Genomic DNA, 24,841 nt, shown 5'->3' with positions numbered 1-24,841 from the left:
TCCTTGTCAGTTATGGCTTTCATAGCATGCTACCGCCTATTACCGAGGACGTCAGGCATGACAGGTGAACTGTAGAAGCGTTCGGCCTTGCCAGTTTTCTTGTTCACGTACCAGTCGCAGTCGTCGAGCATGACGAAGTCAGAATCCATAGGAACGTGGTAGTACTCGGCATCCTCATGCCCTTCCTCTGCGGTGGGTATGCCGCCGTTGACCTGTTCAACGATTTGCCGTGCCTGATGGTAGCTGGTGACTTTGTTCGTCATTCCGTCCTTCCTGACTTGGTGGCGTGGATTCGGCCCAGTTGTCGTACTCGTTGGAGTGCTGCCGCCATGCGGTATCGTCGCGGTGGGCTCGTTGGAGTTTCCACTCGTTCCAGCTTCGCACGGTGTCGGGATCTGCGACCCATGGCTTCGCGTAGGCTGGCGCGTCCTTGAAGCTCGATCGTCCGCCTTCGAGCAGACTATCGGTGGGTTGCATGTCATCCACGCGCAGGAAACGGAGTAGCCTGTCTTTGATGCCGTCGGGATAGCTGTCGGGAATCTTGCCGTTGGAGTATCCGTATTCCGTGAAGTTGCCCGATTGGTAGTCGTACATGCGCAGGGATTTCCAGCCACTGGGTCTCTGGATGATCTCGGCGTTCCAGATGTGCGCCGCCGTTCTTCCATGGGCCGGCGACGAAGAAGCGGGTGCCGGGCGGGTATTCTCGCATGGCCTTGATCGTCACCGCATTGGAGTGCTTTTGGGTGAACTTGCGGTGGTTGCCGTTCTCGTCCACCCACATGTCGGCGATGTTCCAGTAGTAGCCGTCTGCGGAGTTCCTGTGGTTACCGACCGCCTGCACGTCGTAGCCTCGCAGGCGCAGTTCGGCGGCCTGGACGACCCTCTGGCAGTTGATGCCCCACGGGTTTTTCGAGAAGTTCGGCGCGTACCCATTGTCGAGCTTCTTCTTCATCCACATGTCCCACATCGGATTCACCTCGTCGTGGGTGATCTCCTTGAGAGAAGTACGTGGGGTCATGGTCTTCAACGCACGGATCTTCTCACCGGCCACGCCTTTCCTCTGCTTGCCGGTTTCGGCAAGCTTGTGGCCTTGTCTCACCTTGTCGGGGTGCATATGGCGCATGAAGTACGCGAGCGAGTTCACGTTGTTCGGGTCGTAAGGCCCGTAGAAACCTTGGCCGCGCTTGGGCTCGCGGTAGGGTGCGATGTTCGCGAGCCCGGCCTTGAGATCGTCCGGTATCTCGCCGGTCTCCAATACCTTGCGCGCTGTTTCATAGATTTTGAGGTATTCGTCGGGGTCGTAGCCTTCGATGCGGTTGCTTCCCTTGCCCCATTCGGGGACGATCTCACACTTGCAGTTGCCGCCATGAAAGCTGGTGCCAAAGTCGGCCGTGTCCTCGGACGCGTAGACGTAACCACGGCTCGCGAGCATGATGCAGAACGCGCATGGCTGCCGGCTGTTCGGCACGCGAGCATACCTCGGCCGGTGTGGATCGCGGCGTGCGTTGCGGCGGATGGTCTGGCGGCCGGGGTTCCTGATCTCCCGGTCCATGAGGTTGTTCAGGTAACGCAGCAGCTCGTCGGGGTTCGCCTTCTTCTCCGGCGAATCCCACAGGATGCCGGCCTTCCAGCGGATCAGCTTTCTGACGGCCTCATCGTCATTGGGGTTCTCGACCTCGGCGGTGAACGTATCGTCGAAGTGTTTGGCGTACATGCGTTCGTACCAGTCGGCGGCGGCCGTGCTAGACGCGTCGGCGTGCTTGCGGATGATGGCCGGCACGAGGTCGAGCAGAATGTCACGCTGTCGTGCCGCCGGCAGACCGGAGATTTCCCACCACAGTTCTCCGAGGTCAAGCCTCGCGAGCCTGACCGCCTCCTGTTGGCTCGTTCTCAGCTGGTTCAGATCCTTGGTCGTCACCGGCATTGGCGCTCCTTAGGATCATGTCCAACGTGTCACGTCCGCGGTCACGCGACTGCTGCGATCGCAGCGAGCGAATCTCACTGCCGTCCAATCCGAGCCGGCGCAGGCCGACTTCGCTGGTCGCATACGACTGGTTGACCTGACTGATCTTCACGTACGCGTCGGCGCGCGCCCCATCGCTGATTTCGCGGGTGGGAGCCCACGCGGGCTTTACCCGTTTCAACTTCGTCTGGCGGTTCAGCAAGCCCGTCACTGAGGCATACGGCCATGCGCGCAAGTCGGGTCAGCTGCATGCCGAACAATCGGTTCTGCCGGTCGGCGCGGCGGGTGAGCTTGCGCTCCGCGGCGGCCATCGCCTCCGCGGATGACGGGTTATCCAAGGTGATGCCGAGCGAGTCCACGGGAAGGTCGGTGTCAGATGCGACCACCAAGGCGATGGTCTTCAACATGTCCGAATGGGGCTGCATCGATGCCTGGCTGATCTGTTGCAACGTGGGGTTGTCGCCGTCCTCGTCCTTGCTAATCGCGTTGATTGCGGAGACGAGACTGCTCCATGTGTCGGCGCTGAACGCGTCCTCGTCCATGCCGAGGAACCACAGTTTCGGCACCGCGTAGAACTCCGCGCTGGCCTCCATGCGCACGAGCGTCCTGAAGCCCATGTCGGTCAGGGCCATCACGGGCCGGGTGACGCGTGAAGTCCCCAGCGGCTTCGACAGCTGCGGGTCGCTGATGAGCGGCACCACGGTCGGTTCCGGCCAGTGCGTCTCATACCGTTCGGCGGCCCAGCTGCCGTACGAATCGCGGACTATCTGGTAGACGACGCCGGGAAGGAACACATTGAACGCGGTGACGCGCCCCTTGCTCGTGGCGTCGTTGATGGTCAACGCCGCCGCCAGCCGGTTGCGCCGCCCATCCCAGATCGCGGCCGACCATTCGGCCGAACGGGGTGTTACCAGCAGGTCGCCGGTATCGGGATCGCCGGTAAGGGTGAGGAACGCGCAGCCATGCGTGTAGGCGGATACCACGGTCTGCGGTATCGCCAGTTCAAGAGCGTTCAGATCGGTGAGCTCGTCAAGCCCATATGGGTCCGTGCCATTGGCGTAGACCCAGCCGTCGAACACGGTCAGGTCGGCCAAGGAGCGGACGGCCTTGGCGGGCCAGCCGATGCACGCGCTCACGTTCGCCTTGATGCGGTCGGGAATCGAGATGCCGAAGTCCTTGAAACCTTCCTTCGCGCCGTAGTAGCCGGTGCGGATCAGGTTGCGCGGATACCGTTGCCGCCACACCTTCATCAATGTCCTGACCGTCGGCATGTCGTCATCGGCGACCCCGGTGATGCGGGTAGCCCCGAACGAAGTGACGTCGAGCGGTCGTTTCAATGCGCTGGAAAAGATGCCCTCGTCGGCCATATGGTTCACCTCATCACCCGTTGCTTGCGTCCCGGCCGGCGCCGTGTCGTCCACGCTCCCTGCGTGGCGACGGTCACGGCCACCAAGGGACTGATGTCTATGTCGTTGCCGGTCTTGTTCCAGCCGAACGCGCCCGATCGGCCGATGGGCCGCGTGGTCACGTTCGACACGGCCTTGCCCAGCTGCGGCTGATCCGCGTCGGGCAGATGATGCAGCATGCCGGCCTGTATCAGGTCGAGCATCCTGCCGCACGCCTGGCCCATCTCGTTCGCGGTCACGATCTTCACCGGCACGTGCCGCGCCTTCAGCTCCGGCAGCAGCACCATGGCGGGACGTCACCGACACGGCCCGGAAGGTCAACTGCATCGTGGATCCGCCGGTCACACGGGTGGCGTTCGGCGCATGCCCGTTCTGCGAGCACGGCGTCGTATGGGGAGAGCCCAGAGCCCACATGGGCGAATGCCGTTCCTGCGGCGCGCAGGTGAACCGCACCTACGTGGCCGACCGGCTGCTCGACAGGCTCGCCCGATCCGAGAAGAAGGGCACGCCCAAACAGATCAGCCGAGAATGCGCGAGAGCCGGCATCCGCCTGCCCACCTCGACCATCCGCACGTGAATCCACCAGAAACGGCTCACGCCCGACGAGCACGGGCACGTCACGCTCAGTAGCATCGTGCCCCTGCTACGGCGAAGAGCCGGATGAAGACGACGAAAGCGACCCCGTTTTCCACGATGGGAGAGCGGGACCGCTTATGTAGAAGTTGTGAAAAGTCGCCGGAATCGGATAAGGAAAGTCACCGGGCGAGACCGCGACATGCCGGTGTTCTGAGGTGTGTCACAGGGGCGTCGTGTCTGGTCGTGTCCGAAAATCGTGTCTGAGAGGCCCAGAACAGGGGAGCCGATGGAAACGAAAAAGCCCGGAATCGTTGAAATTCCGAGCTTTCTGGTCGGACCAGCGGGATTTGAACCCGCGACCCCTTGACCCCCAGTCAAGTGCGCTACCAAGCTGCGCTATGGTCCGAATGACTGATTATTCACGTCGTGTCTGAGCGGAAAAAACACCGGAGGTGTTACCGTCACCGTGTCTAATCGTGTCTGTCTTAAATTATGCGGCTTTCGCCGTTGGCCCTCAGCCCAGTTGGTAGTAGACCTCAGGTCAGGTGCCATCCAGATTGACTGGATAACCCCTTGACCTCCAGTCAAGTGCGCTACCAAGCTGCGCTATGGCCCGACATATGCTTCACAGGTATCTGTAAGCACGACTTATAGAGTATCACACCCATTAACGTTTTGGACTTTTCCCACTTTTTGCGAGTGTCTTCCCCGTATTTCAGCCTTTCTTCTTTTCTCGAACATGGACCGAAATCTGAAGAGGGGTTCCTTCGAAACCAAATTCTTCCCTCAAAGATCGCTCAATATATCGGCGGTAACCGTGCTCCAGAAAACCTGTAGTGAAAATCACAAACCGGGGAGGGCGGGTAGCCGCCTGGGTGGCAAAGAGGATCCTGGGCTGCTTACCACCTCTGAGGGGGTGGGGATGGGCTGCCTGCAGTTGCCCCAGGAAGGAATTGAGTTTACCGGTAGGGATCCGCTGCTCCCAGGAGGACAGGGCTTTGTCCATCGCTGTCACCAGGCGGTTGGTGTGCCAGCCGGTCTTGGCAGACAGATTTACCCGCTGAGCCCAGGTAACACGGTTAAATTCGGTTTCCCACAGTCTTTCCAAACGGGCACGGGAAAATTCATCCAACTTATCCCATTTATTAAAGACAAGAACTATAGCCCGTCCAGCATCAACTGCCTGGCTCATGACTTTCAGGTCCTGGTCAGAAATGGGTTCAGACGCATCAAACAGGACCAGGGCCAGTTCGCTGCGTTCAATAGCGGCCTGGGTTCTCAGACTGGAGTAATAATCTGCCCCGGTCTGTTTATGGAGCCTACGTTTAATCCCTGCAGTATCGATAAAAAGCCAGTCTTTACTGCCGATGGTCACCACCTGGTCAATAGGGTCCCTGGTTGTTCCCGCCTGGTCGTTGACAACTGAGCGGTTATCTTGCGCCAGCTCATTCAGGAGGGAAGACTTCCCCACATTGGGGCGGCCAATTAAGGCAACCCGCCTGAGACTGCTGTCAGTCGCAGTCCCGGACAGGGCGGACACTTTTTTCAGCATATCCAGGGACAAGTCCAGGAGATCGCCAACTCCCCTGCCATGCATGGCAGAAATTGGTATGGGCTCGCCTAAGCCCAGTTTCCAGAATTCTGCAGCCTGATACTCTTCCTCTTGAGTGTCGGCTTTATTAACAGCAACCGTAACGGGTTTTCCTGACGAACGCAGGAGGGCGGCAATCCGATCATCAGTCCGGGTGGGACCAACCGTTCCGTCCACGACCAGAATCACAGCATCGGATAGGTTCATGGCTATCTGAGCCTGCTCCGCGATAGCTGATTCTATCCCTTCGACGTCGCTTTCCCAGCCGCCGGTATCAATCACCTTGAAATCAGTCCCTGCCCAGTTGGCATCATAGGAGACCCGATCCCTGGTTACTCCAGGAGTATCTTCCACGATGGCGGCCCGTCGGCCCAGAATACGATTTACCAGGGTTGATTTTCCCACATTAGGGCGGCCAACTACTGCAATTTGGCCTACTTTCCTGCCCCCCTCCTCTTCCTGGATAGCATCCGGATCCTGTAGATCGATCAGAGCCTGATCGGTCTGATCTAGATCGTATCCGTCCAATTGGGCTACATACTCCCGATACAGCTCCTGATCGATAGCGTCGTTGACCAAATCAATCAAGGCATTAAGGGTTTGCTCAAAGGTCAGATCGGAATTATCCAGAGTGACTACCCCTTCTGCAGCCTGATTAAAATTAGTAACCTTCGAATCTTTGGCATCCCGTTGAGCGACATTATCAGACACCTGAGCCTGATTGCCCGTTGGAGTCCCTCCAGTTTGTGATCCTGTCTGGTCGTTTTGCTGGTTCTGCCGGTTTCTTCTTGCCTGCCGAATCTCCTCCCGGGCAGTCAGAAGAACCCTGACCTGGGCATCAGGAGCGACAACGGTGGTGATGTCACGGCCTTCCACCACAATTCCCTGTCCGTGCGAAAAGGAATCGGGGTCATTCTGCTGACTTATGTACGCTCGCTGAGCAGCAATCAGCAAATGACGAACAGGAATAATGGAGGAGACAGCTGAAACATGAGAAGAAACCTGGCTTGAGCGAATCTGCTGGTCTATGCTGACTCCGTCTGAGGACACATCAAAATGTGTCGGATCCAGAGAAATCGAAAAATGATCTTCAGTAAAAAATCGAGAAACCATTTCTGTAATGACAGGTTGATCGGCCTCAGTCACATGATCCAGATCTGCCCCCTGGCTCAGGCACCACCAAGCCGCAGCCCGGTACATGGCTCCAGTGTCCAAATAAGCATACCCAAAATGCTGAGCTAGTGCTCGGGAAGTGCTTGACTTCCCGACTCCTGAAGGACCATCAATAGCAACTGTTATCACAATCCCACCGCCTTATGAAGAGAATTGACCTCGTGTGTGGACAAAATCCTGTACGAGCCGGACTTGAGTTCACCCAGACTGATGGGACCAATCTGAGTGCGGATCAGCCGGGTAACTGGAAAACCAATAGACCCAAAAATCCTGCGAACAATTCGATTACGACCCGAATGGAGCACGACCTTCAGTACGGATCGTTCCCGATTTTGGGTAATAATCGAGCACTGGTCCAGCTTAATCCATCCATCATCCAGCTGAACCCCGGTACGGACCAGACGGTGGCAGACTCCCCCGCCAATGTGGCCTTCAACAGTTGCAATATATGTCTTTTCTATCTCATATTTCGGATGCATAACATGCTGGGCCAGCTCTCCATCATCAGTCATAAGAATCAGGCCTTCAGTATCATAATCCAATCTGCCCATGTGGAAGATCCGTTCGTATCTGTCTCCCACAATATCCCTTAAGGTCCAGCGGCCCTTGGGGTCGTCCATGGTAGATAAAACCTTTCTAGGCTTATTCAGGGCCAGGGTGATATGTTTATTGGAAAGGTGAATGCGGGATCCATCTACACGAATTTCCTGATGTTGGGGGTCAACTCTTACTCCCAGTTCGGTAACCAGCTCTCCATCAACTTCCACACGGCCATCGGTAATCATAACCTCGCATTTGCGACGGGAACCAAAACCGGCTTGAGCAAGTACTTTTTGAAGACGGACTCCGTCATGTGATTCTTGATGTGCTTTTTGTGCACGACTATAGTGATGTGGCATCGTTCTCCCAACGTGACCAGTCAGAAACAAGTTTATAATAATACATCATTCCATCACAGTTCCACACTTGGTGAAACTAATCCCGGAAGACTTTCCAAGTTTATCCAATCCTCTGGCCAAATACTTCTTTTTACTTCTTTTTGACGGCCTGCAATGCTACTATGTGACACAGTCACCAGTCTTATAATCCACTGGCAGTAGCAAAAGCTACGCCATGTGGGTTATAAACCAACACAAAGGAAGTATATGACTGATACATTGGTATATTCATCACATGAGGGCTCTCGCGCTCCTGTCTCCCTCCCGGTGAGGGTGGGAGCAGAATTCGTCGGTTCCTATCTGGTCATCACCGTCATTCTTATTTTCTGGGCATTGGTCCCCCCGGCATCCAGCTCATATCCAGCATCGTTAATTATGGCATCCGGCCTTCTGGCTGCCTTCGCCTATGGTGCTGTTGCCTTTCTCTTTGGCAGAGTATCAGGAGGGCAAATTAATCCCGCTGTTACCTTTGCTGCTGCCTTAACAGCTCGCATTAGCTGGCTTGACGCCATCAGCTATATTATTGCTCAACTGGTTGGAGGTATTGCTGCTGCGGCCACTGTGGTCTATATGCTTCCGGTTTCTACCAACACGTCTTTCCCCTTTAAGACCTTCCTTGCCTATATGACCAACCTCTATGATCAGGGAAATAACCAGTATCTGCTGGCACCTTCTTTGTATAGCTCCCTGAACATGAATTTTGGAATGAACTGGACTATTATCCTGGAAGTACTTGCTGTGATTGCCATTGTAGGAGTTTATCTGGCTACTTCCACCAAGAACGGCCTCTCCTCCCGGGGATATCCCCTGGCTATGGCAATGGCATACGGAAGTGCTACCATGCTGACCTACCCATTTGATCATGCGGGCCTCAATCCTGCCAGGTCTACCGGTATCGCTATCTTTACCCAGATGAAGGGTCTGACCAATCCTTCTGCCCTCAAGCAACTCTGGGTTTTCTGGGTTACTGCCCTACTGGCTTCTGCCATTGTCGCCCTGGTAACTATTATTTATTCTTCTGTGCATGCCAACGATGATGCTATTTACCGCGAAATCCAGCTGGAAGAATCAACTAGGAATCCATATGGCCTGTCACCGGATGAGAATGGCGACAGTGAGCAGAAGCACGAAGAGACCCCATCCTCATATTCAGACCACGAGGAGCAGGGGGATCAGAAAGCTTATAAGCCAGCCATTATCGTGGAATCTATTGATGAGGATAGCTCTGAAAATAGTTTTGAAGAAAAATAAATACATGGTTTAAGGGTATAAGCCCTGGCAGTGTGAGCGGCAAAAGAGTGATCTCAAGATCTCTTCTGCCGCTTTTTTATACTCTCCTTGTAACGATTTACCCTTTGTACCGACTTACCTATTGTAGCGATTTAACCATTGCACGAAGAAGATTTTCAGGAAAGAGATTTTTGGAGGGTCCTTAGAAAGGTAAGCAGAAAGTGGAATCAGGCGGTCACTAATCAGGAGATTAAAAGAATACTGATGTAGACAAGAATCAAGCCAAACCCCAGGCTAAAGCCAATAAAACAGTCGAAGGAGACTGTTCTGACCTTCCAGGGACTCCTGTCACGAAAGATCAATCGGATCAAGGCAGTGATCAGCGAAAAGCCGGCTATGATTCCGGTAGCTAGTTTCATATGTCCTGACAAAACAGTAAGGCAGGCCAGGAGAACAGCCCCGGCTGCCAGCCATTCAAACCAAGGTTTTCCTTCGGTTTTCTCGGAAACCTGAGGCTGCTTTTTCTCTGGGACCATTCCCTGCAAACCGTGCCTTTCCTGTTCTTTTCCCGTTCAAATCATTCAGATCAGTGAAAGAAATGCCTGGTTCCGGTAGTATACATGGTGATCCCGGCTTTCCTGGCAGCCTGGAATACTTCCTCATCTCTGATGGATCCTCCTGGCTGGACTATGGCTGAGACACCAGCCTGGGCGAGTATCTCCATCCCATCGGGGAAGGGGAAGAAGGCATCAGATGCCGCCACTGCCCCCTGTGTACGGTTCCTTCCTTCAGCCAGGGTGTTAGCCCGAGTCACAGCCAATTGACTGGAATCAACCCGATTGACCTGCCCCATGCCAATACCTACTGTTGCTCCATCGTGAGCAATAAGAATAGCGTTGGATTTAACACTGCGGATAGCTCTCCAGGCAAAAACCAGATCGTTCATAGTATCCTGATCGGCAGGATGGCCACTGACCAGGGTCCAGGAAGCTGGGTTGTCTCCTGGAGCATCAACCAGATCCTCCTCTTGGACCAAAAGGCCGCCATTTATCGGCTTAAGCTGAGGGGCTGCCTGTGGGCGAAGAGGAACGCGCAGAATCCGCAGGTTCTTTTTAGTTTGCAGTAGCTCCAAAGCCTGGGGCTCATAATCGGGAGCAACCACAACTTCAGTAAAGATAGGCTTAATCTGTTTAGCCATCTCTTCAGTGATTATCCGGTTGGCTGCAATGACGCCTCCATAGGCACTCATAGGATCGCAAGCATGAGCCTTGCGATGAGCTTGCGCTATGTTCTCTCCTAGAGCCAGGCCACAGGGATTGGAGTGCTTAACCACGGCCACGGCAGGCTGATCCGGGAAATCCCACACGCTGCGCCAGGCGGAGTCTGCATCAACGTAATTGTTGTAACTCATAGGCTTGCCGCCTAACTGCCGGGCATGGGCAAAATCATCTTTACTTAGAGGATTGACATAGAGAGCAGCGCTCTGATGGGGATTTTCCCCATAGCGCAAGGTCCTACCCAGATCCCAGGTCCTGGTTAGCTCGGTGGGATAAGACTGGGCCTGAGGCAGGGTTTGAGGCTGAGGCCAGTGACTGCTGGCCCACTGGACGATGGCCGCATCGTATGCAGCCGTATGGGCAAAAGCCTTCGCTGCCAAATAGCGCCGTTCTTCTAGATTAAACCCCTGCCCTTGAATAACTCGATCAGCAAAAAGCTGATAATCCTGCGGATCAGTAATTACAGTCAGGCAAGCACTGTTTTTGGCTGCACCCCGGACCATAGAAGGACCGCCGATATCAATTTTTTCAATAACCGCAGCCTGATCAGCACCGGAACGGACTGTATCAGCAAAGGGATAGAGATTAACAATGACAGCATCAAAAGGTTTTATCCCCAGATCCTTGAGTTGCCGGGCATGATCAGGATTTGTCATATCGGCTAGAATGCCTGCATGTATATGTGGGTCCAGGGTCTTTACCCTTCCCTCCAGGCTTTCGGGAAATCCAGTTACCTCTCCCACAGGAGTAACCGGAACGCCTAAATCCTTCAGCCTGGAGGCGGTAGAACCGGTAGATACTACTTCTGTTCCCGCCTGAATAAAAGCCTGAGCCAGAACTTCCAGCCCCTCCTTATGAAAAACTGATACGAGAACCCTCTGAAGCGGCCTATAGGTAGAATCCATGTATATCCCTTTCCATGTATGTGCTACTCATATTATGCCCTAGCCCTCGGAACCGGCGTCCACCTGATGAACTTCATCATCTGAGGAATTTATAGACTTTCGCCTTCTTACATACTCATAGGCATAGCGACCACAGACAAGCAGCAACGACAGGAGCCAGGCAGCAATTAACCCCCAGGTAAGAGGTCGGCCGGTAACGTTAAGAGAGTCTGACAAACTGACTCCCACTAAAGATAGATTTTTCTTCCCTAAAGCTCCGGTTGACAGGTTGTAAAAAACAAGGGAGGTAAAAACAGTGACCACAGAGGCAACAATGAAGGAAGCTGCTGCATAGGCAAGATCTATCAGCTTAGATAGGAGGAATTCCCATCCCTGATTCTGCTCATCCTTCTGCCTCCCAGTCTGGCCCTCTACAGATTCTTTTTCTTGATCCTCAGCCTGTTCTTGATCAAGAATCCCGGGCAAAGCGAGGTCTGAGTCTTCTTTTTCCTGGTCGTCTATGCCCTGGAAGGAGAAAATATTGTACCGTCTTCTCGATGCAAGAAGAGATATCCCCAGGAGGAAGGCAGCAAGAATAGGAATAATAAGAATGATGAGGACCAGAGTCTGGCTAGGAACTTCTCGTGGGAAAAGGCCAAAGAGAGGAATGATGGGCAGGGAATCAGACTGGCTCTCCCATAGGGTGAAAGTGCCAGTACTCCCTACGATAAAGCCCGAACCCAGTATCCACGACAGGGCCCAGACAGCAAGATTAGGCAACCAGGCCAGAGACAGCAGACAGGTAATCAGAACTGACCAGGGGCCCATGGAACTGTAGGAAATAACTGTCTTCATGCTGCTGATTCCTGTAATGACCCAAACCAGAAGGGTAAGCAAGGATAGGGCACAGAGGAAAAGAAGAAAGCGGGCAGCAAGGAGCAGACCCCACCAGATGGTTCTCCTTACGGTGGCAGAAATATTATTTTTTATCCAAGCACGCAGGTTTAGCACGGCAGCTGAGCCAGGTAGACTCCCCCAGGCAGAACCGACGAGAAAAACAAGCCAGGATCGTCCCAATGCCGCAGGAAGGGGAAGGAGACTGGGGAAACCATTGTTCTTCAGGAGGATAGAGGTTATCAGCAGCCAGGCAAGACTGCCGGCAAAAAACCCTATCAGATTCATACCACAACGGCGGCTGCAGGAACGGATGAGAAGGAGAAAAAGGAAAGTCAGCCCCAGAGGAATTAGGCTCAGGTTCAAAGAGCTGACAGTAAGTCCTATCCCCTGCGAAAGGAGGATAAAAGAAAAACCTATTGGCAGGATAGACCCGGAAAGGACAGTATGTGTTTCCATGCCTATAATCAGCAGGAAAAGAGTGGTGAGCAGGAGGATGGTTAAGGAGAAAAGCGCATATGCCAGGATTGAAGCGGCCAGTCCTTTGACCAGAGATTTCCAGATATTCTCAGGCTCATTCCTGGATGATGGTGGTGGGGACTGAGAAAGATCAGGGCCGCCTTTTGCCGTTGATTGTGGGTTGGCTGCAGACCGGGAGGAGGATAGACGAGCTGATTTTACAGTTCGTCTGGATCCTGATCCCGAACCTGCTTTACCTGTGACTGCCTTAGCTATAAGCAGATGGCGGTTTGCTGATTGAACTGAGTCACTCATCATAGAAAAATTAGGCTGGCATGGTCATAAGGGTTGAAATAGGATAGTGAGAAATACGATCGTACCCATCCAGACCGTCCAGCTTCATGACAAAACTGAAGCCTGCTACCGGACAACCTACGGATTCGAATAATTTCATGGCTGCCCATGCTGTTCCTCCAGTGGCCACCAGATCGTCAACAATAAGAATCCGGGAGCCTGGATTTGTCAGACTCTGTTCAATCTCCATGGTTGCCTTACCATACTCGAGAGTATAGGATTGGCTGATCACCGGGGGCGGTAACTTACCTGCCTTGCGCACAGCAATGAACCCCTTCCCCAAATGCTGGGCAAGAACAGTTCCAATGAGAAAACCACGGGCCTCCAGCCCAGCGATATAGTCAAAATCATCAACTGAGACAGGAAGAGCTTCTACCATAGCATCCAAAAGAATTTTAGTTCCCCGTGGATCTGCAAAAACAGGCATAAAATCACGGAAGAGAATCCCCTCACTGGGGAAGCCTGGAATAGTCCTGATCAGGGAGATCAGGTAATCAGCATCATCCGATGAGATGCCGTTCAGATGGTTAAAGCTGATATCGTTTGAGGGCATGATCTTCTTTCTTACTGAGCCTTACTAGCCTTACTGAGCTGAATTCTCGAAGCCGGTCTGATCCTCAGCAGAAAGAGGGTTGACGGCAGCCTGGTCTGGCTCAGGAGCATTCTTTGAAGGACCACCTTCAGATTCGTTTTCTATCGATCCTTCCGCAGAATCAGCCGTATACGTTGTGTTGGCTGCATCATCATTGATATCTTCTGCAGCCGTATCAGATTCGGCTGGCAGTGGGTTGCCATCCTCATCAACTTCATCATCAGAAACATAGGCTGGGCGTATAGGAGGCTGAGTGATAGCCTGAATACGCCACTTGGACAGTGACCCCTCAGAATCTATAACAATTTCATCATGAGGAAGATCAACCGAATGAACTGTGCCCAACAGGCCGCTGACGGTTGCGACTTCGTCTCCGGGCTTGAGTGACTCGCGGAAATCCTTGACCTTTTTCTGCTGATTCATCTGTTTGCGGGAAGTCCACCACATAAGAATAATCATGAGGACAAGAAAAACAAGAAGAAAAATCATGGAAGACTGGCTGCCATTCATGGAAACTCCTAAGGTGATGCTTCAGGCGAAGGATGGGTTCAACCCTTCTCGCCATCAGCCGATGGTGACCGCCAAGCGGCCTTTTCTTAACACAGAAAGTCTAAAACAGCCTGGTGACATCATCTTCTTTCTCCGGACTGAGGCCCAGGTGCCGCCAGGCCCGTTCTGTAGCTGCCCTCCCCCTGGGAGTACGAATCAGGAATCCTTCCCTGACCAAATAAGGTTCACAGACTGTCTCTACGGTTTCAGCCTCCTCCCCCACCATCGCTGCCAGATTATTAAGGCCAACGGGACCTCCATGAAACTGTTTGCATAAGGCAGTCAGAACTGCAATATCGAGCCGATCCAGTCCCTCCTTATCGATCTGGTAAAGTTCCAGAGCATCAATTACGGAATCAGCATCTATGGTAGGAAGATCGTGAACAATACCCCAGTCCCGCACCCGCCTCAGCAAACGATTAGCTACTCGTGGTGTTCCCCGCGAACGTACAGCAAGTTCATGAGCAGCCTGATCATCGACAGTTAAATCAAGGACAGAGGAAGATCGCTTGATCAAGCGTTCCAGTTCGGATGTAGGATAATAATCCAGGTGGGCAGTGAAGCCAAAACGGGCTCTGAGCGGCGAGGGAAGCATGCCTTCCCTGGTCGTTGCCCCCACGACGGTAAAACGGGGAAGAGTCAAGGGTATGGACGAAGCGCCCGGCCCCTTGCCAACCATAACATCAACCCGAAAATCTTCCATGGCTATGTAGAGAAGCTCTTCTGCTGCCCGTGGCAAACGGTGAATTTCGTCTATGAAGAGAACTTCTCCTTCATCGAGGGAGCTAAGTATAGATGCGAGATCACCAGCATGCTGAATTGCCGGCCCTGAAGTCACCCTGATGGGAACATCAAGCTCGTGAGCCACGATCATGGCTAGGGTAGTCTTCCCCAGTCCGGGAGGACCGGCCAGGAGAATATGATCAGGAGGCACCTGACGCTTACGAGCCGCATTCAAAAAGAGGCCCAATTGTGCCTTCAGCTGCGGCTGGCCAATAAAAGTCTCCAGAGTCGAGGGCCGTAGTTCCTCATCACTGATGGAATCATCGGCATCTGGATCTGCGGAAATAATGCGGAGGGACTCTTCATGAGCATCCTTGTTGAGAATAGGATCTAAGCCCTGTTCCTTATAGTCCGATGCTGAAAATGATGATGGCTCTGTCATATTACCGTCCCCTGTCCAAGTCACTCAAAGCGGTCCGTAATACTCGGGGAACATCCTGGGCATCCAAAGGTTCTCCTAAACTAAGTTGCTTCATAGCCTCCTTTGTCGCTCCAAAGGCGTCCCTCTGCTGCCAGCCCAAAGACACTAAACCAAGAATAACCTGGCGCATATTGTGATCCTGTTTTTCTGTATCGTGACCGGCAGCCTGCTCCTGATCAGGATCCAGGTTGGTAAAATCAATAGTCCCGTGCAACTCCAGGATGATTTTCTGTGCTCCCTTCCTGCCTAAGCCAGGAGCCCTGGTGAGAGCAGTCACATCATTATCTCTGATTGCTGTGGCCAGCTCCTCTGCAGACAGAGTAGACAGAATGGCCATGGCCACTCTGGGACCTATTCCGCTCACCTTCTGCAGCTGGATAAAAAGTTTTTTGGAGGAGGGATTAAGAAAACCATACAGGGAAAGTGCATCCCGAGAAACAGTCATCAGGGTGATAATCCTTTCATGGCTCCCAGCATGCAACTGAGCCGTATCTCTGGCAGACATGCGAACGCTGAAACCGACGCCATTGACATCAATGACAATCCCATCGGGCTCTATGGAAAGGATATCACCTTCCAGACTGGCAATCATGCTGCCCTCCCCAATAATTTATTCGAACGCATGTTCGATATTCTACATATCTCGATGGACACGGCTGGACTGGGCTTTGCGAGCAGCGTCAGCCCATTGTTTTTGAGCCTGTGTCAAGTGTTCTTCTCTTTCTCCTCCCTGAATGGCCCCTTCCGGCCTCAGCGCATGACAAATTGCCAAAGCCAGAGAGTCTGCAGCATCAGGAGGAGAAGGAAGGGCATTCAGAGACAAAATCTTGGCTACCATTGTTTGGACCTGGGCCTTATTTGCTTTTCCATTGCCGGTTACAGCCAACTTAGCCTCAGTAGGGGTATGCAGGGCCACCGGAATTCCCCTCTGGGCAGCCGCGACCATAGCCAGACCAGCCGCCTGGGCTGTGCCCAAAACAGTATTTCTATTTTCCTGAGCAAACACACGTTCAATGGATACAACATCAGGTAAATAGGTATCCAGTTGCCGACTAAGCCCGTTAAAAATGGCCAAGAGACGGGCATCCTGGGGATCGTGGGGAGAGCTGCGGACCAGATCCACATGAATAAAAGAAAGCCGGTGCGATGCCCCGGCTTCGATAAAGCCAATCCCGCACCTTGTCAGTCCGGGATCAACTCCACAAATTATCATGACTCACTCGTCATCCTCAAGTTGTTGAAGGACCTGATCGGACGCAGTCCAGTTAGCATAAATGTTTTGAACATCATCCAAATCATCCAAGGCATCAATCAGACGGTTAACCTTGCGAGCAGCTTCCAGATCCAGTTCAATTTCATTCAGAGGAACCAGAGAAGTTTCTGCTGAATCATAGTCGACCCCTTCATCCTGCAAAGCTTTACGAACAGTTACCAGGTCGGAAGGAGCAGTAGTAATAATATAGGAGTCTCCATTTTCTTCCACATCTTCTGCTCCAGCTTCGGCAGCTTTTTCAAAAAGGCTGTCATAGTCAGCAGAATCAGCAGGAACGATGATCTGCCCTTTACGCTCAAAATTAAAGCTGACAGAACCATTTTCAGCCAGAGAACCCCCATTCTTTGACAAGGTGGAGCGCACATCTGCGGCTGCCCGGTTACGGTTATCAGTCAGGCACTGAACGATCAGGCCAACACCCCCCGGCGCATAGCCCTCGTAAACAATTTCTTCGTAATTGGCACCGCCTGCTTCTTCTCCGGAACCGCGCTTAACGGCTCGAGTAATGTTATCGGCAGGAACAGAGCTCTTTTTAGCCTTAACGATGGCATCGTAGAGCGTGGGGTTCCCATTGGGGTCTGCGCCGCCAGTCCTTGCAGCAATCTCGATATTCTTAATAAGTTTAGCGAACAATTTGCCGCGCTTGGCGTCGATGGCAGCCTTCTTATTTTTGGTCGTTGCCCACTTGGAATGTCCTGACATGTTTCTCCTGACGGTATCGTGCCATTCAATAACTAAACGTAGTAATTCTATGTTTCCGCTCAGACATCAAGAATGCGGCGGTAAATCTGCAGGATATCATCGGTGACAGTCTTCCAGTCAAAATCCTGAGCCCGGGTCAGTCCTGCTTTGCTTAATTTAAGGGCTTTATTCGGCTGAGACAAAAGGGAACAGACAGCATCGGAAAGGCTCTCTGCCTGACCCGCGGCAAAGAGATCAGCGCAGGCACCATGCTGAGAAACATCAACGAAAGCCTGCAAATCCGAGGCAACGACAGGACAGCCAGCTGCCATGGCCTCAGCCAGCACTATGCCAAAACTTTCTCCTCCTGTCTGAGGAGCCACATACACTGACAGACTCTTATAAAAGCGAGCCTTATCTTCATCGCTAATCCTCCCCAAAAAAGTTACCCGATCTTCCAGGTCCTGATCTGTGCTGTCAGCCAGAGAGTGGATAATCTTCTTTCCCTCCCCTTCCCCATCCCCGGCACAGAGAAAACGAGCTTGGGGAAAAGCAGCCAGAATGCTCGGGATTGCACAGCAGAAAACGGGAAATCCTTTTCTTTCCTCCCCTATGCGCCCCAGGAAACCAATAGTAGGGGCCACCGACGTACCTTGCCAGTCTTCCTTGGGTCGGGCCTGCCGAAAAAATGAAGTGTGGATCCCATTGGGAATCACACTTTGCCTAATGGATGAATTCAGATAATGGCGGGCTATATCTTGAGCGCTGTCAGAGACAAAAATAGCCTGACTGATGCTTATCAAATAACGGTTAAGATACTTTTCGAAAACTTTCAGGGTCAGGGGATATTCCTCAAAAGAGGTATGAAAAGTTGCCACAACGGGAGGATGGTGGAAACCTGCCGTAAAGATTTTATGAGAGAGACTGGGAATCTCTGGCTCATGAACATGAAGAATATCGAACTGCCCCTGCCGGACCCACCGCCGAACCATATTCCCCACAAAACCAAAGTACGAAATGTGAGCCACCGACCCGTTGTAGGGTACGGCAAACGATGTGTTGGTTGTTTGGACCCACAAAGGCATATCCTTAGTTCGGCGGCCGGGTGCCAAAACAGAGACTGAATGCCCGCGCGTAATCAGCTCCTGAGCAAAATCCTTAATATGAGCCTGAACTCCTCCTGGGGTTTCAAACGAATAGGGGCAGATAATCCCTATGGTCAGCGGCTGGCTGTCAGGGATTTCTTCTACAAGAGACAGCTCTTCATGAGACAAGCTATTAGTGGTAACAGTCACGCCTAGTCCTTTTAACGCTTCCTTTGCTCTTATTAAAACAGGCCTGCAGGACCCGGACTAAAATAAGGCAGGAAACAAGGCAAAACCGGGCAGAATCATTCCCGGCGCCTTACAGATAATTAGTAATTAGTGTACTTAATTAGTGCAATACTTAGTGCAGGCGTGATTGGTCCAGATCTTCCAGGAAAAGAGGCTGTAACATGTGCCAGTCCTGAGGATGAGCCTGAATGGCTGATTCTAGGCAGCTAATCCACTCCTGACTTATGGACTGAAGAGCCCCTTCTCTGTCCAATTTCTTCCAGGATTGAGGCTCTATACAACCACAGATATCGAGTACATATCCGTATGAACTGCCTGCCTTCTTTCGTCTGTGTCCTTTAAGACGTTCCCTGTAGATAGCAATAACGTATAAGGGCAGGTTAAGATCGTAAGCCAAAGCTGCCGGCCCCTGGGCAACCCTGATAGTGGAGTTGCAGAAAGAGACAAAAAGGCCATGGTGACTTAAATCCCGATCCGCCAGAAGGGGAACCAATACATGCTTTTCTTGCATAATTTCTTCCAACTTATGCAAGATATGAGTATCTCCTGTAGTAAAAAGCGTGATTCCCAGCTGCTGGCGGATAGCGATAAAGGTAGAGAGAAGATCTTTGTTTTTCAGCTTTTCTGCGACGGTGGTCACGGGGGTCACATGATTTTTCGACCAGAGGGCTGCATAGTCCCAGTTGCCCATATGGCCCAGAGCACCGGGAATAGCCGACATTGTCCTCTGTCTCATGAGCTCATGTGCATAAGGGCCCGCAATCCTCATACTGGCATCAATCTGGCTGGCAGACCGGGACGGAAGGGTCATGGCTTCGGCAAAATAAGCACAGTAAGACTGCATACCTGCCAAAGACAGGCGACGCAGACTTTTATAATCTGACGGTTTGTGAGCAGATTGCTGAACCCTGCTCAGATTCTTCTCCAACTGACGGATAGACGGCAGATGCAGGAACCAAACCGTCCAGGCTATGAGGGCAAAAACCGCCCTGACCAGACACAAAGGAAGAAAACGGGAATGGCGGGCTATAAAAACCAGAAACTTATCCTGCACCTGTATTCCTGTCTATACCGCTGAGCCTGGTCCTTCAGGCCGGGTCAGACCAGCCTGCCGGGCCTGGCGGTGAACAGTGGATAATCTCTGCCAAACTGTAATGAGACCCAGCAGGGCCAGGGCTGCTATAAAGCAGGAGAGAACGGCAACCGGCAATCCCAAACCAGTCAGAGCCAGCCCGACTAGGATAATTATCAGACGGTCAGATCTGGTGGCAATCCCATTCTTGGCATCCAGGCCAATGGCCTGAGCCCGGGCCCGAACATAGGAGGTAACAAAGGAAGTCATCATGGCCAAGAGGGCCGACCAAAAGCCCAGCTGAGGCCAGAAAGTCCAGAAATTCTTCAGGCGGACCAGGTAAATTATAACCCCCATGAGAACAGCCCAGTCAGCTACCCGATCCAGAGAAGAATCAAGGAAAGCACCGAAAGCGGTTCCGCCGCCGCTCAAGGCGGCAACGGAACCATCCAGGGAATCAAACACGACCATAATGGTCATCAGGACTGCACCAGCAAAAAGCCAGCCGGTTAAACCTGTGAGAATGGCAAAAATGGTTGTCCCCACTGCCCCGACTACAGTTACCATATTGGCAGTAAAGCCCATAGTAACTAAAGCTTGAGCAACAGGCTTAATCATTTTCTTCCAAGGACCTCGGAGTTTTTCAAACATTCCCTTACCTGGTCTTTCCTAATCTTTCCAGCTGCAGTCAGCTCTGAGCAGATTCTGCTCAGACTAGTTTTCTTCAGACAAACTGGCGTCAGTGGCCGAGCAAAAATCAGCTGCCGAATTGATCTGCTGATGTGAGGTTATTGCCTGATTAATCCATGCTAATGCATTGTCAACAGCAACTCCATTGAGCTGGCTGCCATCGCGGAAACGGAAGCTGACAGCTCCCCTGGCCTGATCATCATCACCAACGATGAGGATGAACGGCGTTTTGGACTTGGATGCATTGCGGATCTTCTTGCCAAAACGATCATCAGAAGCATCCATTTCGCACCGGACCAGGGATTCATCCAACCGGTCAAGAATCTCTTTCAGGTAATCACTGTTTGCCTCAGAAACAGGTACGCCCAGAACCTGGACGGGGGCCAGCCAGGCGGGGAAGGCACCTGCGTAATGTTCCAGCAAAATAGCGAAGAAACGCTCAATAGCACCGAAGAGAGCCCGGTGAATCATAACCGGACGTTGGCGGGTCCCGTCAGCAGCAATATATTCCAATCCAAAGCGCTCGGGAAGATTGAAATCAAGCTGAATCGTTGACAGCTGCCAGGTGCGGCCCAGAGCATCCCTGGCTTGAACAGAAATCTTGGGTCCGTAGAAGGCGGCCCCGCCAGGATCATCAACGAGGTCCAGACCAGAATCCCTGGCAACTTCTGCCAAAGTCCTGGTTGCTTCTTCCCAGATTTCATCAGAACCTACATACTTGTGTTCATCCTTGGTGGACAGTTCGAGATAAAAATCGTTCAATCCAAAGTCTTTTAAGAGCTTAAGAACAAAGGACAGGAGGCTGGTAAGCTCACCTTTCATCTGCTCTCTAGTGCAATAAATATGGGAATCGTCCTGGGTCAGACCCCTCACCCGGGTAAGACCGTGAACAACACCGGACTTTTCATAGCGATAGACCGTACCAAACTCAAAGAGCCTCAGAGGCAATTCCCGGTAAGAACGCTGCCGGGACTTAAAGATAAGATTATGCATGGGGCAGTTCATTGGCTTGAGGTAGTAGTCAAATCCCTCGCGAATGACTTTTCCATTGGCATCTTTCTCCTCATCCAAATGCATGGGAGGATACATGCCATCCTTGTACCACTGGAGATGGCCGGAAGTCTCATACAGGCCGCCCTTGGTAATATGAGGCGTCTGCACGAAAGAATAATGATTCTTCCTGTGCTCAATCCGGGAGTATTCTTTCATAGCGTTAATAACGGCAGCCCCCTTGGGATGGAAGACTGCCAGACCAGGACCAATCTCATCGGGGAAAGAGAAAAGATCCATCTCGGCCCCAAGCTTGCGGTGATCTCTTTTAGCCGCTTCTTCCAGGCGCTGAAGGTATGCTTTCAAATCCTCTTTGGATGCCCAGGCAGTGCCATAAATACGCTGGAGCATAGGATTTTTTTCGCTTCCCCTCCAGTAAGCTCCGGCAGTTCTCTGGAGTTTAAAGGCTTTAATATAGCGGGTATTAGGCAGATGAGGTCCATGACAAAGATCAGTCCAGACTACAGTTCCCTCCCGGTCACAGTTATCGTACATAGTTAACTGTCCCTGGGAAACTTCGGTATCCTTGCCCTGGTCAATTGCTTCTTCAGCACTGTCAATCAGTTCCAGCTTGTACGGCTGGTCAGCTTCTTCCTGACGAGCCTGGTCTTCAGTCACAATCCGACGGCGGAAGCTTTGGCTGGACTTGATAATGCGTTGCATCCGCTTCTCAATTTCCTTCATATCTTCCGGGGTAAAGGGCTTGTCTACATCGAAATCGTAATAAAATCCATCTTCAATGACTGGACCAATACCCAGCTTAGCCTGGGGATAAATCTCCTGAACAGCCTGGGCCATGACATGGGTAGCTGAATGGCGCATAATCGCCAGTCCATCCTTGCTGTTGATATCAATCGATTCAACAAAATCGCCGGCCTTCAGAGGAGTGTAGAGATCACGGGGCTGACCATTAAGCCGGACGGCAATAACGCTTTTATCACTGTCAAAAAGCTGAACGCCGGTGACTGTAGGTTCCACCTCCCTATGTTCTCCGTTGACAGTTATAGGGATAAGAGAAGATGCTTCTGACATCGCATGTCCTTTACTTTCAGGATACCGCGTTACTGGTGCGGATCATGGACTTATATGACTTTAGTAGATTATGGTGGGATAGGGACAAGGAAAAAATTAAGAAAACCACCAAGACAATAAAAGACAATAAAACATACAACGAATACAGGGCTTTTGTGGGCGATATAGGAATCGAACCTATGGCCTCTTCCGTGTGAAGGAAGCGCGCTAGCCGCTGCGCCAATCGCCCGGTATTTTATTTATTATTCATTCACTAGAGATGATCTAGAGATGATTCACTAGAGAGTGGGCGATACAGGAATCGAACCTGTGACCTCTTCCGTGTCAGGGAAGCGCGCTAGCCGCTGCGCCAATCGCCCAGGAATTTTTCAGAGGTGGGCACGAGAGTCGAACTCGCCTATACGGCTTTGCAGGCCGCTGCCTAACCGCTTGGCTAACCCACCGCATCGGTCAATTCTACTAGACCTCGAGCGGGCAACGGGACTCGGACCCGCGGTCTCGACCTTGGCAAGGTCGCGCTTTACCAACTAAGCTATGCCCGCATTCTGCATTTGTTCATCAGAACACAAGAGATAAATATAACGGGTCCACCCTACATGCGCAAGTCGCGGCGTGTTCCCGCAGGACTCTTTCACGCTCCTGACTTTCACGCTTTGGGCTGAGAAGAAAAAGTAGTCAGGCTGCATGAGCTAATCTGATACCAGCACCACCTTTTATCCACTTTTACAAAGGATTTTTATGGTAGATTCCCAGCAGCCCCTGCGCCAGAAGGGACACGGCTTATCCCAGCACCGGACCGTGCTGGTGGCAGCTTTCGAGGGATGGAATGACGCCGGTCAGGCGGCTTCAGGAACCGTCCGGCACCTCCTTCAGGCTCTGGAAGTGACGGTCCAGGAAGTAGATCATATCTGCTGCTCCACATATTACGATTATCAATATACCCGGCCTCTTATGTGCACAGTGGACGGCCGCAGACAGATCATCTGGCCTGAAGTTACTTTTTCTACTGTAGATGTCAGTGACAATCTGACTTTGCTCTTAGAAGTTGGGCCGGAGCCCAATTTTCGATGGATGGATTTTGCCCGCCAGTCACTGAGCATAGCTGATGATTACGAGATTGACGAAATCATCACCTTAGGATCTATGTTCAACGATGTTCCCCATACCCGTCCCCTTCCTATCAGCGAGCAGGACTCCGCTTTCCCACCAGATCCTTCAACTACCTACAGCGGTCCTGTGGGAATTCCTTCTATTCTTGATTTCACCGCAGCAGAAAGCGGATACAGGACTGAAAGTCTGTGGGTTTCCGTCCCCCAATATGCCGGGGCAGATGACTGTCCCTATGCAATTCTGACATTGGTAAAAGCCCTGTCGCATCATCTGGGAACAGATCTTCCTCTGGGAAATCTGCCTCAGAGATCCAGGCAGTGGAAACAATCGGCAGATACCCTTCTGGTTTACAATGATGATCTGAATCATTACGTTCATCGTCTGGAGAAGATAGCGGATACGGAAGAAACAGAAGAAACAGTTCTTCCCCCAGCTCTGTCCAATCAACTGATCAGAGAAACGGAAAACTTTCTGAAGTCTCTGGATTCCCCCGACAGCCCCTCCCCCGGCTCAGTACCTGATAGCGGGTCTAATCCTGGTTTTTCCTGATCTGGGATATTGGTGGTGCATAATAGAAAGAGACAACAAAGGATGCTCCGTGCCGGCAGTGCTGAGCATTATCACTATCTCAGGAGGTTAAGATGAGTCAGTTTGCTCTGCACCGTAAATCACGGGGATTTGCACCCGACGGTTTCTTTGAGTGTGAGGCAAAAGGCCTTTTGTGGCTGGCTCAGGCCCAGGCTCAGGGGGGACCCAGGGTCGTATCGGTAGATTCCTGGGGAAAAGATTATCTTGATATTGAGCGAATCAACCCTGCTTCTCCCACGGCCAGTGGGGCCTATGCTTTTGGCCGCAGCCTTGCCCACCTCCATGACAGTGGCGCTTCCTGCTTTGGCTGCCCGCCCGACGACTATCAGGGAACCTGTTACTTCGGTCCTTTGCAGGACCCTGTCCCCATGGACACGGGAACTTGGACTGACCCTGTTACCTACCTGAGTCAGGGCAGACTTTACCCCATGGTTCGGCTGGGAATGCAAAGAGGAATACTTAACCAGTCGGATATGGATTTGACCCAAGAGCTGATAGAAGCCCTGCCTGATTTGTTGGGACCAGCCGCTGACGATAAGGCAGCCAGGGTTCACGGGGATTTGTGGAGCGGCAATGTTATGTGGACCAGAACGGGTGCTGACGGCTCACCGCTCGAGGACTCGCAGGCAGTCTTAATTGATCCAGCCGCTCACGGAGGGCACAGGGAAGAAGACCTGGCTATGCTCCAGCTTTTTGGTATGAGCTATATGGACAATATTCTGGATGGGTACCACAGCATTCACCCCTTGAAAAAGGGGTATGCGGATCGGGTTACTCTCTGGCAGCTCTACCCCATTGCCGGCCATTGCGTTTTCTTTGGCGGTGGGTATGTCAGTCAGTACAGGGCAATGTGCCGGTCTTTGCTCAGATAGATTACGATTCTCTACGATAGAATTTTTACATAAAATATCTTTATATTTT

At 52.3% G+C, this 24,841-nt stretch carries 23 protein-coding genes and 5 tRNA genes; 4 read left to right on the top strand and 24 right to left on the bottom strand.

Translation table 11 applies throughout. The features are described from left to right. Positions 1-29: 29 nt before the first annotated feature. The 4 genes from SCIP_RS03530 to SCIP_RS03515 form a co-directional block, all read right to left on the bottom strand. Positions 30-263: a hypothetical protein gene (locus tag SCIP_RS03530; RefSeq protein ID WP_040590591.1), complete on the bottom strand. Its 234-nt coding sequence runs from the start codon at positions 261-263 to the stop codon at positions 30-32. Between the two features lie 215 nt (positions 264-478). Then, the gene (locus SCIP_RS07515; protein ID WP_050752371.1) at positions 479-1,924 is read right to left on the bottom strand and encodes a VG15 protein; all 1,446 of its coding nucleotides are present in this window, start codon (positions 1,922-1,924) and stop codon (positions 479-481) included. Positions 1,925-1,998: 74 nt separating this feature from the next. Continuing rightward, positions 1,999-3,330, bottom strand: coding sequence for a phage portal protein (locus SCIP_RS03520; RefSeq protein ID WP_231287974.1), 1,332 nt, complete (start codon positions 3,328-3,330; stop codon positions 1,999-2,001). Between the two features lie 5 nt (positions 3,331-3,335). Continuing rightward, positions 3,336-3,656, bottom strand: a complete 321-nt coding sequence (locus SCIP_RS03515) for a hypothetical protein (RefSeq protein WP_006293137.1) — start codon at positions 3,654-3,656, stop codon at positions 3,336-3,338. A 41-nt stretch (positions 3,657-3,697) separates the two neighbouring features. On the opposite strand from SCIP_RS03515, the gene SCIP_RS08295 reads away from it, so the two are divergent. Further along, entirely contained in the window at positions 3,698-3,946 is a 249-nt protein-coding gene (locus SCIP_RS08295; RefSeq protein ID WP_231851931.1) for a hypothetical protein, read from the top strand. Positions 3,947-4,274: 328 nt separating this feature from the next. On the opposite strand, the gene SCIP_RS03510 is transcribed toward SCIP_RS08295, so the two are convergent. The 3 genes from SCIP_RS03510 to SCIP_RS03500 form a co-directional block, all read right to left on the bottom strand. Next, positions 4,275-4,351 (bottom strand) — tRNA-Pro (locus tag SCIP_RS03510). 309 nt (positions 4,352-4,660) lie between these two features. Continuing rightward, positions 4,661-6,838 (bottom strand): bifunctional cytidylate kinase/GTPase Der, encoded by a 2,178-nt coding sequence (der, locus tag SCIP_RS03505; RefSeq protein ID WP_006293136.1) that lies wholly within the window; start codon positions 6,836-6,838, stop codon positions 4,661-4,663. Then, positions 6,835-7,608, bottom strand: a complete 774-nt coding sequence (locus SCIP_RS03500; protein WP_006293135.1) for a pseudouridine synthase — start codon at positions 7,606-7,608, stop codon at positions 6,835-6,837. Before SCIP_RS03500 ends, der begins: the two co-directional genes overlap by 4 nt. A 246-nt stretch (positions 7,609-7,854) precedes the next feature. Between SCIP_RS03500 and SCIP_RS03495 the strand changes: the two genes are divergently transcribed. Next, positions 7,855-8,898, top strand: a complete 1,044-nt coding sequence (locus tag SCIP_RS03495) for an MIP/aquaporin family protein (protein ID WP_081442812.1) — start codon at positions 7,855-7,857, stop codon at positions 8,896-8,898. Positions 8,899-9,119: 221 nt separating this feature from the next. Here SCIP_RS03495 and SCIP_RS03490 read toward each other — a convergent pair whose 3' ends face one another. From SCIP_RS03490 to SCIP_RS03410, 17 genes are all read right to left on the bottom strand, one after another. Next, the gene (locus SCIP_RS03490) at positions 9,120-9,413 is read right to left on the bottom strand and encodes a hypothetical protein (RefSeq protein ID WP_040590588.1); all 294 of its coding nucleotides are present in this window, start codon (positions 9,411-9,413) and stop codon (positions 9,120-9,122) included. Between the two features lie 50 nt (positions 9,414-9,463). Further along, on the bottom strand, positions 9,464-11,059 hold the full coding sequence (purH, locus tag SCIP_RS03485; RefSeq protein WP_006293131.1) for a bifunctional phosphoribosylaminoimidazolecarboxamide formyltransferase/IMP cyclohydrolase: 1,596 nt from the start codon (positions 11,057-11,059) through the stop codon (positions 9,464-9,466). Positions 11,060-11,098: 39 nt separating this feature from the next. Further along, complete coding sequence (locus tag SCIP_RS03480) at positions 11,099-12,709, bottom strand: cell division protein PerM (RefSeq protein WP_050752370.1); 1,611 nt, start codon at positions 12,707-12,709, stop codon at positions 11,099-11,101. A gap of 7 nt (positions 12,710-12,716) precedes the next feature. Beyond that, the gene (locus tag SCIP_RS03475) at positions 12,717-13,298 is read right to left on the bottom strand and encodes an adenine phosphoribosyltransferase (RefSeq protein WP_006293129.1); all 582 of its coding nucleotides are present in this window, start codon (positions 13,296-13,298) and stop codon (positions 12,717-12,719) included. Between the two features lie 30 nt (positions 13,299-13,328). Continuing rightward, positions 13,329-13,847, bottom strand: a complete 519-nt coding sequence (gene yajC, locus SCIP_RS07745; RefSeq protein ID WP_081442811.1) for a preprotein translocase subunit YajC — start codon at positions 13,845-13,847, stop codon at positions 13,329-13,331. A gap of 100 nt (positions 13,848-13,947) precedes the next feature. Continuing rightward, a complete protein-coding gene (ruvB, locus tag SCIP_RS03465; RefSeq protein ID WP_006293127.1) occupies positions 13,948-15,051 on the bottom strand; it encodes a Holliday junction branch migration DNA helicase RuvB in 1,104 nt (367 codons plus the stop codon). 1 nt (position 15,052) lies between these two features. Continuing rightward, positions 15,053-15,682 carry a Holliday junction branch migration protein RuvA gene (gene ruvA / locus SCIP_RS03460; protein ID WP_006293126.1) on the bottom strand — a complete coding sequence of 210 codons (630 nt, stop codon included), beginning with the start codon at positions 15,680-15,682 and terminating at the stop codon, positions 15,053-15,055. 42 nt (positions 15,683-15,724) lie between these two features. Then, positions 15,725-16,303 (bottom strand): crossover junction endodeoxyribonuclease RuvC, encoded by a 579-nt coding sequence (ruvC, locus tag SCIP_RS03455; RefSeq protein WP_006293125.1) that lies wholly within the window; start codon positions 16,301-16,303, stop codon positions 15,725-15,727. Between the two features lie 3 nt (positions 16,304-16,306). After that, on the bottom strand, positions 16,307-17,065 hold the full coding sequence (locus SCIP_RS03450; RefSeq protein ID WP_006293124.1) for a YebC/PmpR family DNA-binding transcriptional regulator: 759 nt from the start codon (positions 17,063-17,065) through the stop codon (positions 16,307-16,309). Between the two features lie 59 nt (positions 17,066-17,124). Beyond that, complete coding sequence (locus tag SCIP_RS03445) at positions 17,125-18,339, bottom strand: glycosyltransferase family 4 protein (RefSeq protein ID WP_006293123.1); 1,215 nt, start codon at positions 18,337-18,339, stop codon at positions 17,125-17,127. A 151-nt stretch (positions 18,340-18,490) separates the two neighbouring features. Beyond that, the gene (locus SCIP_RS03440; protein ID WP_006293122.1) at positions 18,491-19,432 is read right to left on the bottom strand and encodes a phosphatidylinositol mannoside acyltransferase; all 942 of its coding nucleotides are present in this window, start codon (positions 19,430-19,432) and stop codon (positions 18,491-18,493) included. 12 nt (positions 19,433-19,444) lie between these two features. Next, positions 19,445-20,101: a phosphatidylinositol phosphate synthase gene (gene pgsA / locus SCIP_RS03435; protein ID WP_006293121.1), complete on the bottom strand. Its 657-nt coding sequence runs from the start codon at positions 20,099-20,101 to the stop codon at positions 19,445-19,447. A gap of 63 nt (positions 20,102-20,164) precedes the next feature. Then, positions 20,165-22,222, bottom strand: coding sequence for a threonine--tRNA ligase (gene thrS, locus SCIP_RS03430; protein WP_006293120.1), 2,058 nt, complete (start codon positions 22,220-22,222; stop codon positions 20,165-20,167). A 156-nt stretch (positions 22,223-22,378) separates the two neighbouring features. Further along, positions 22,379-22,451: transfer RNA gene (locus SCIP_RS03425), tRNA-Val, on the bottom strand. 57 nt (positions 22,452-22,508) lie between these two features. After that, positions 22,509-22,581: transfer RNA gene (locus tag SCIP_RS03420), tRNA-Val, on the bottom strand. 13 nt (positions 22,582-22,594) lie between these two features. Continuing rightward, positions 22,595-22,665: transfer RNA gene (locus SCIP_RS03415), tRNA-Cys, on the bottom strand. 26 nt (positions 22,666-22,691) lie between these two features. Then, a tRNA-Gly gene (locus SCIP_RS03410) sits at positions 22,692-22,764 on the bottom strand. Between the two features lie 196 nt (positions 22,765-22,960). Here SCIP_RS03410 and SCIP_RS03405 point away from each other — a divergent pair. Beyond that, on the top strand, positions 22,961-23,881 hold the full coding sequence (locus SCIP_RS03405) for a PAC2 family protein (protein WP_006293119.1): 921 nt from the start codon (positions 22,961-22,963) through the stop codon (positions 23,879-23,881). A gap of 92 nt (positions 23,882-23,973) precedes the next feature. Continuing rightward, on the top strand, positions 23,974-24,792 hold the full coding sequence (locus tag SCIP_RS03400) for a fructosamine kinase family protein (RefSeq protein WP_006293118.1): 819 nt from the start codon (positions 23,974-23,976) through the stop codon (positions 24,790-24,792). Positions 24,793-24,841 lie beyond the last annotated feature (49 nt).

Origin of the sequence: Scardovia inopinata JCM 12537, assembly GCF_001042695.1 — a bacterium.
GTDB classification, from domain to species: domain Bacteria; phylum Actinomycetota; class Actinomycetes; order Actinomycetales; family Bifidobacteriaceae; genus Scardovia; species Scardovia inopinata.
This window is presented reverse-complemented; position numbering and strand designations above follow the sequence as displayed.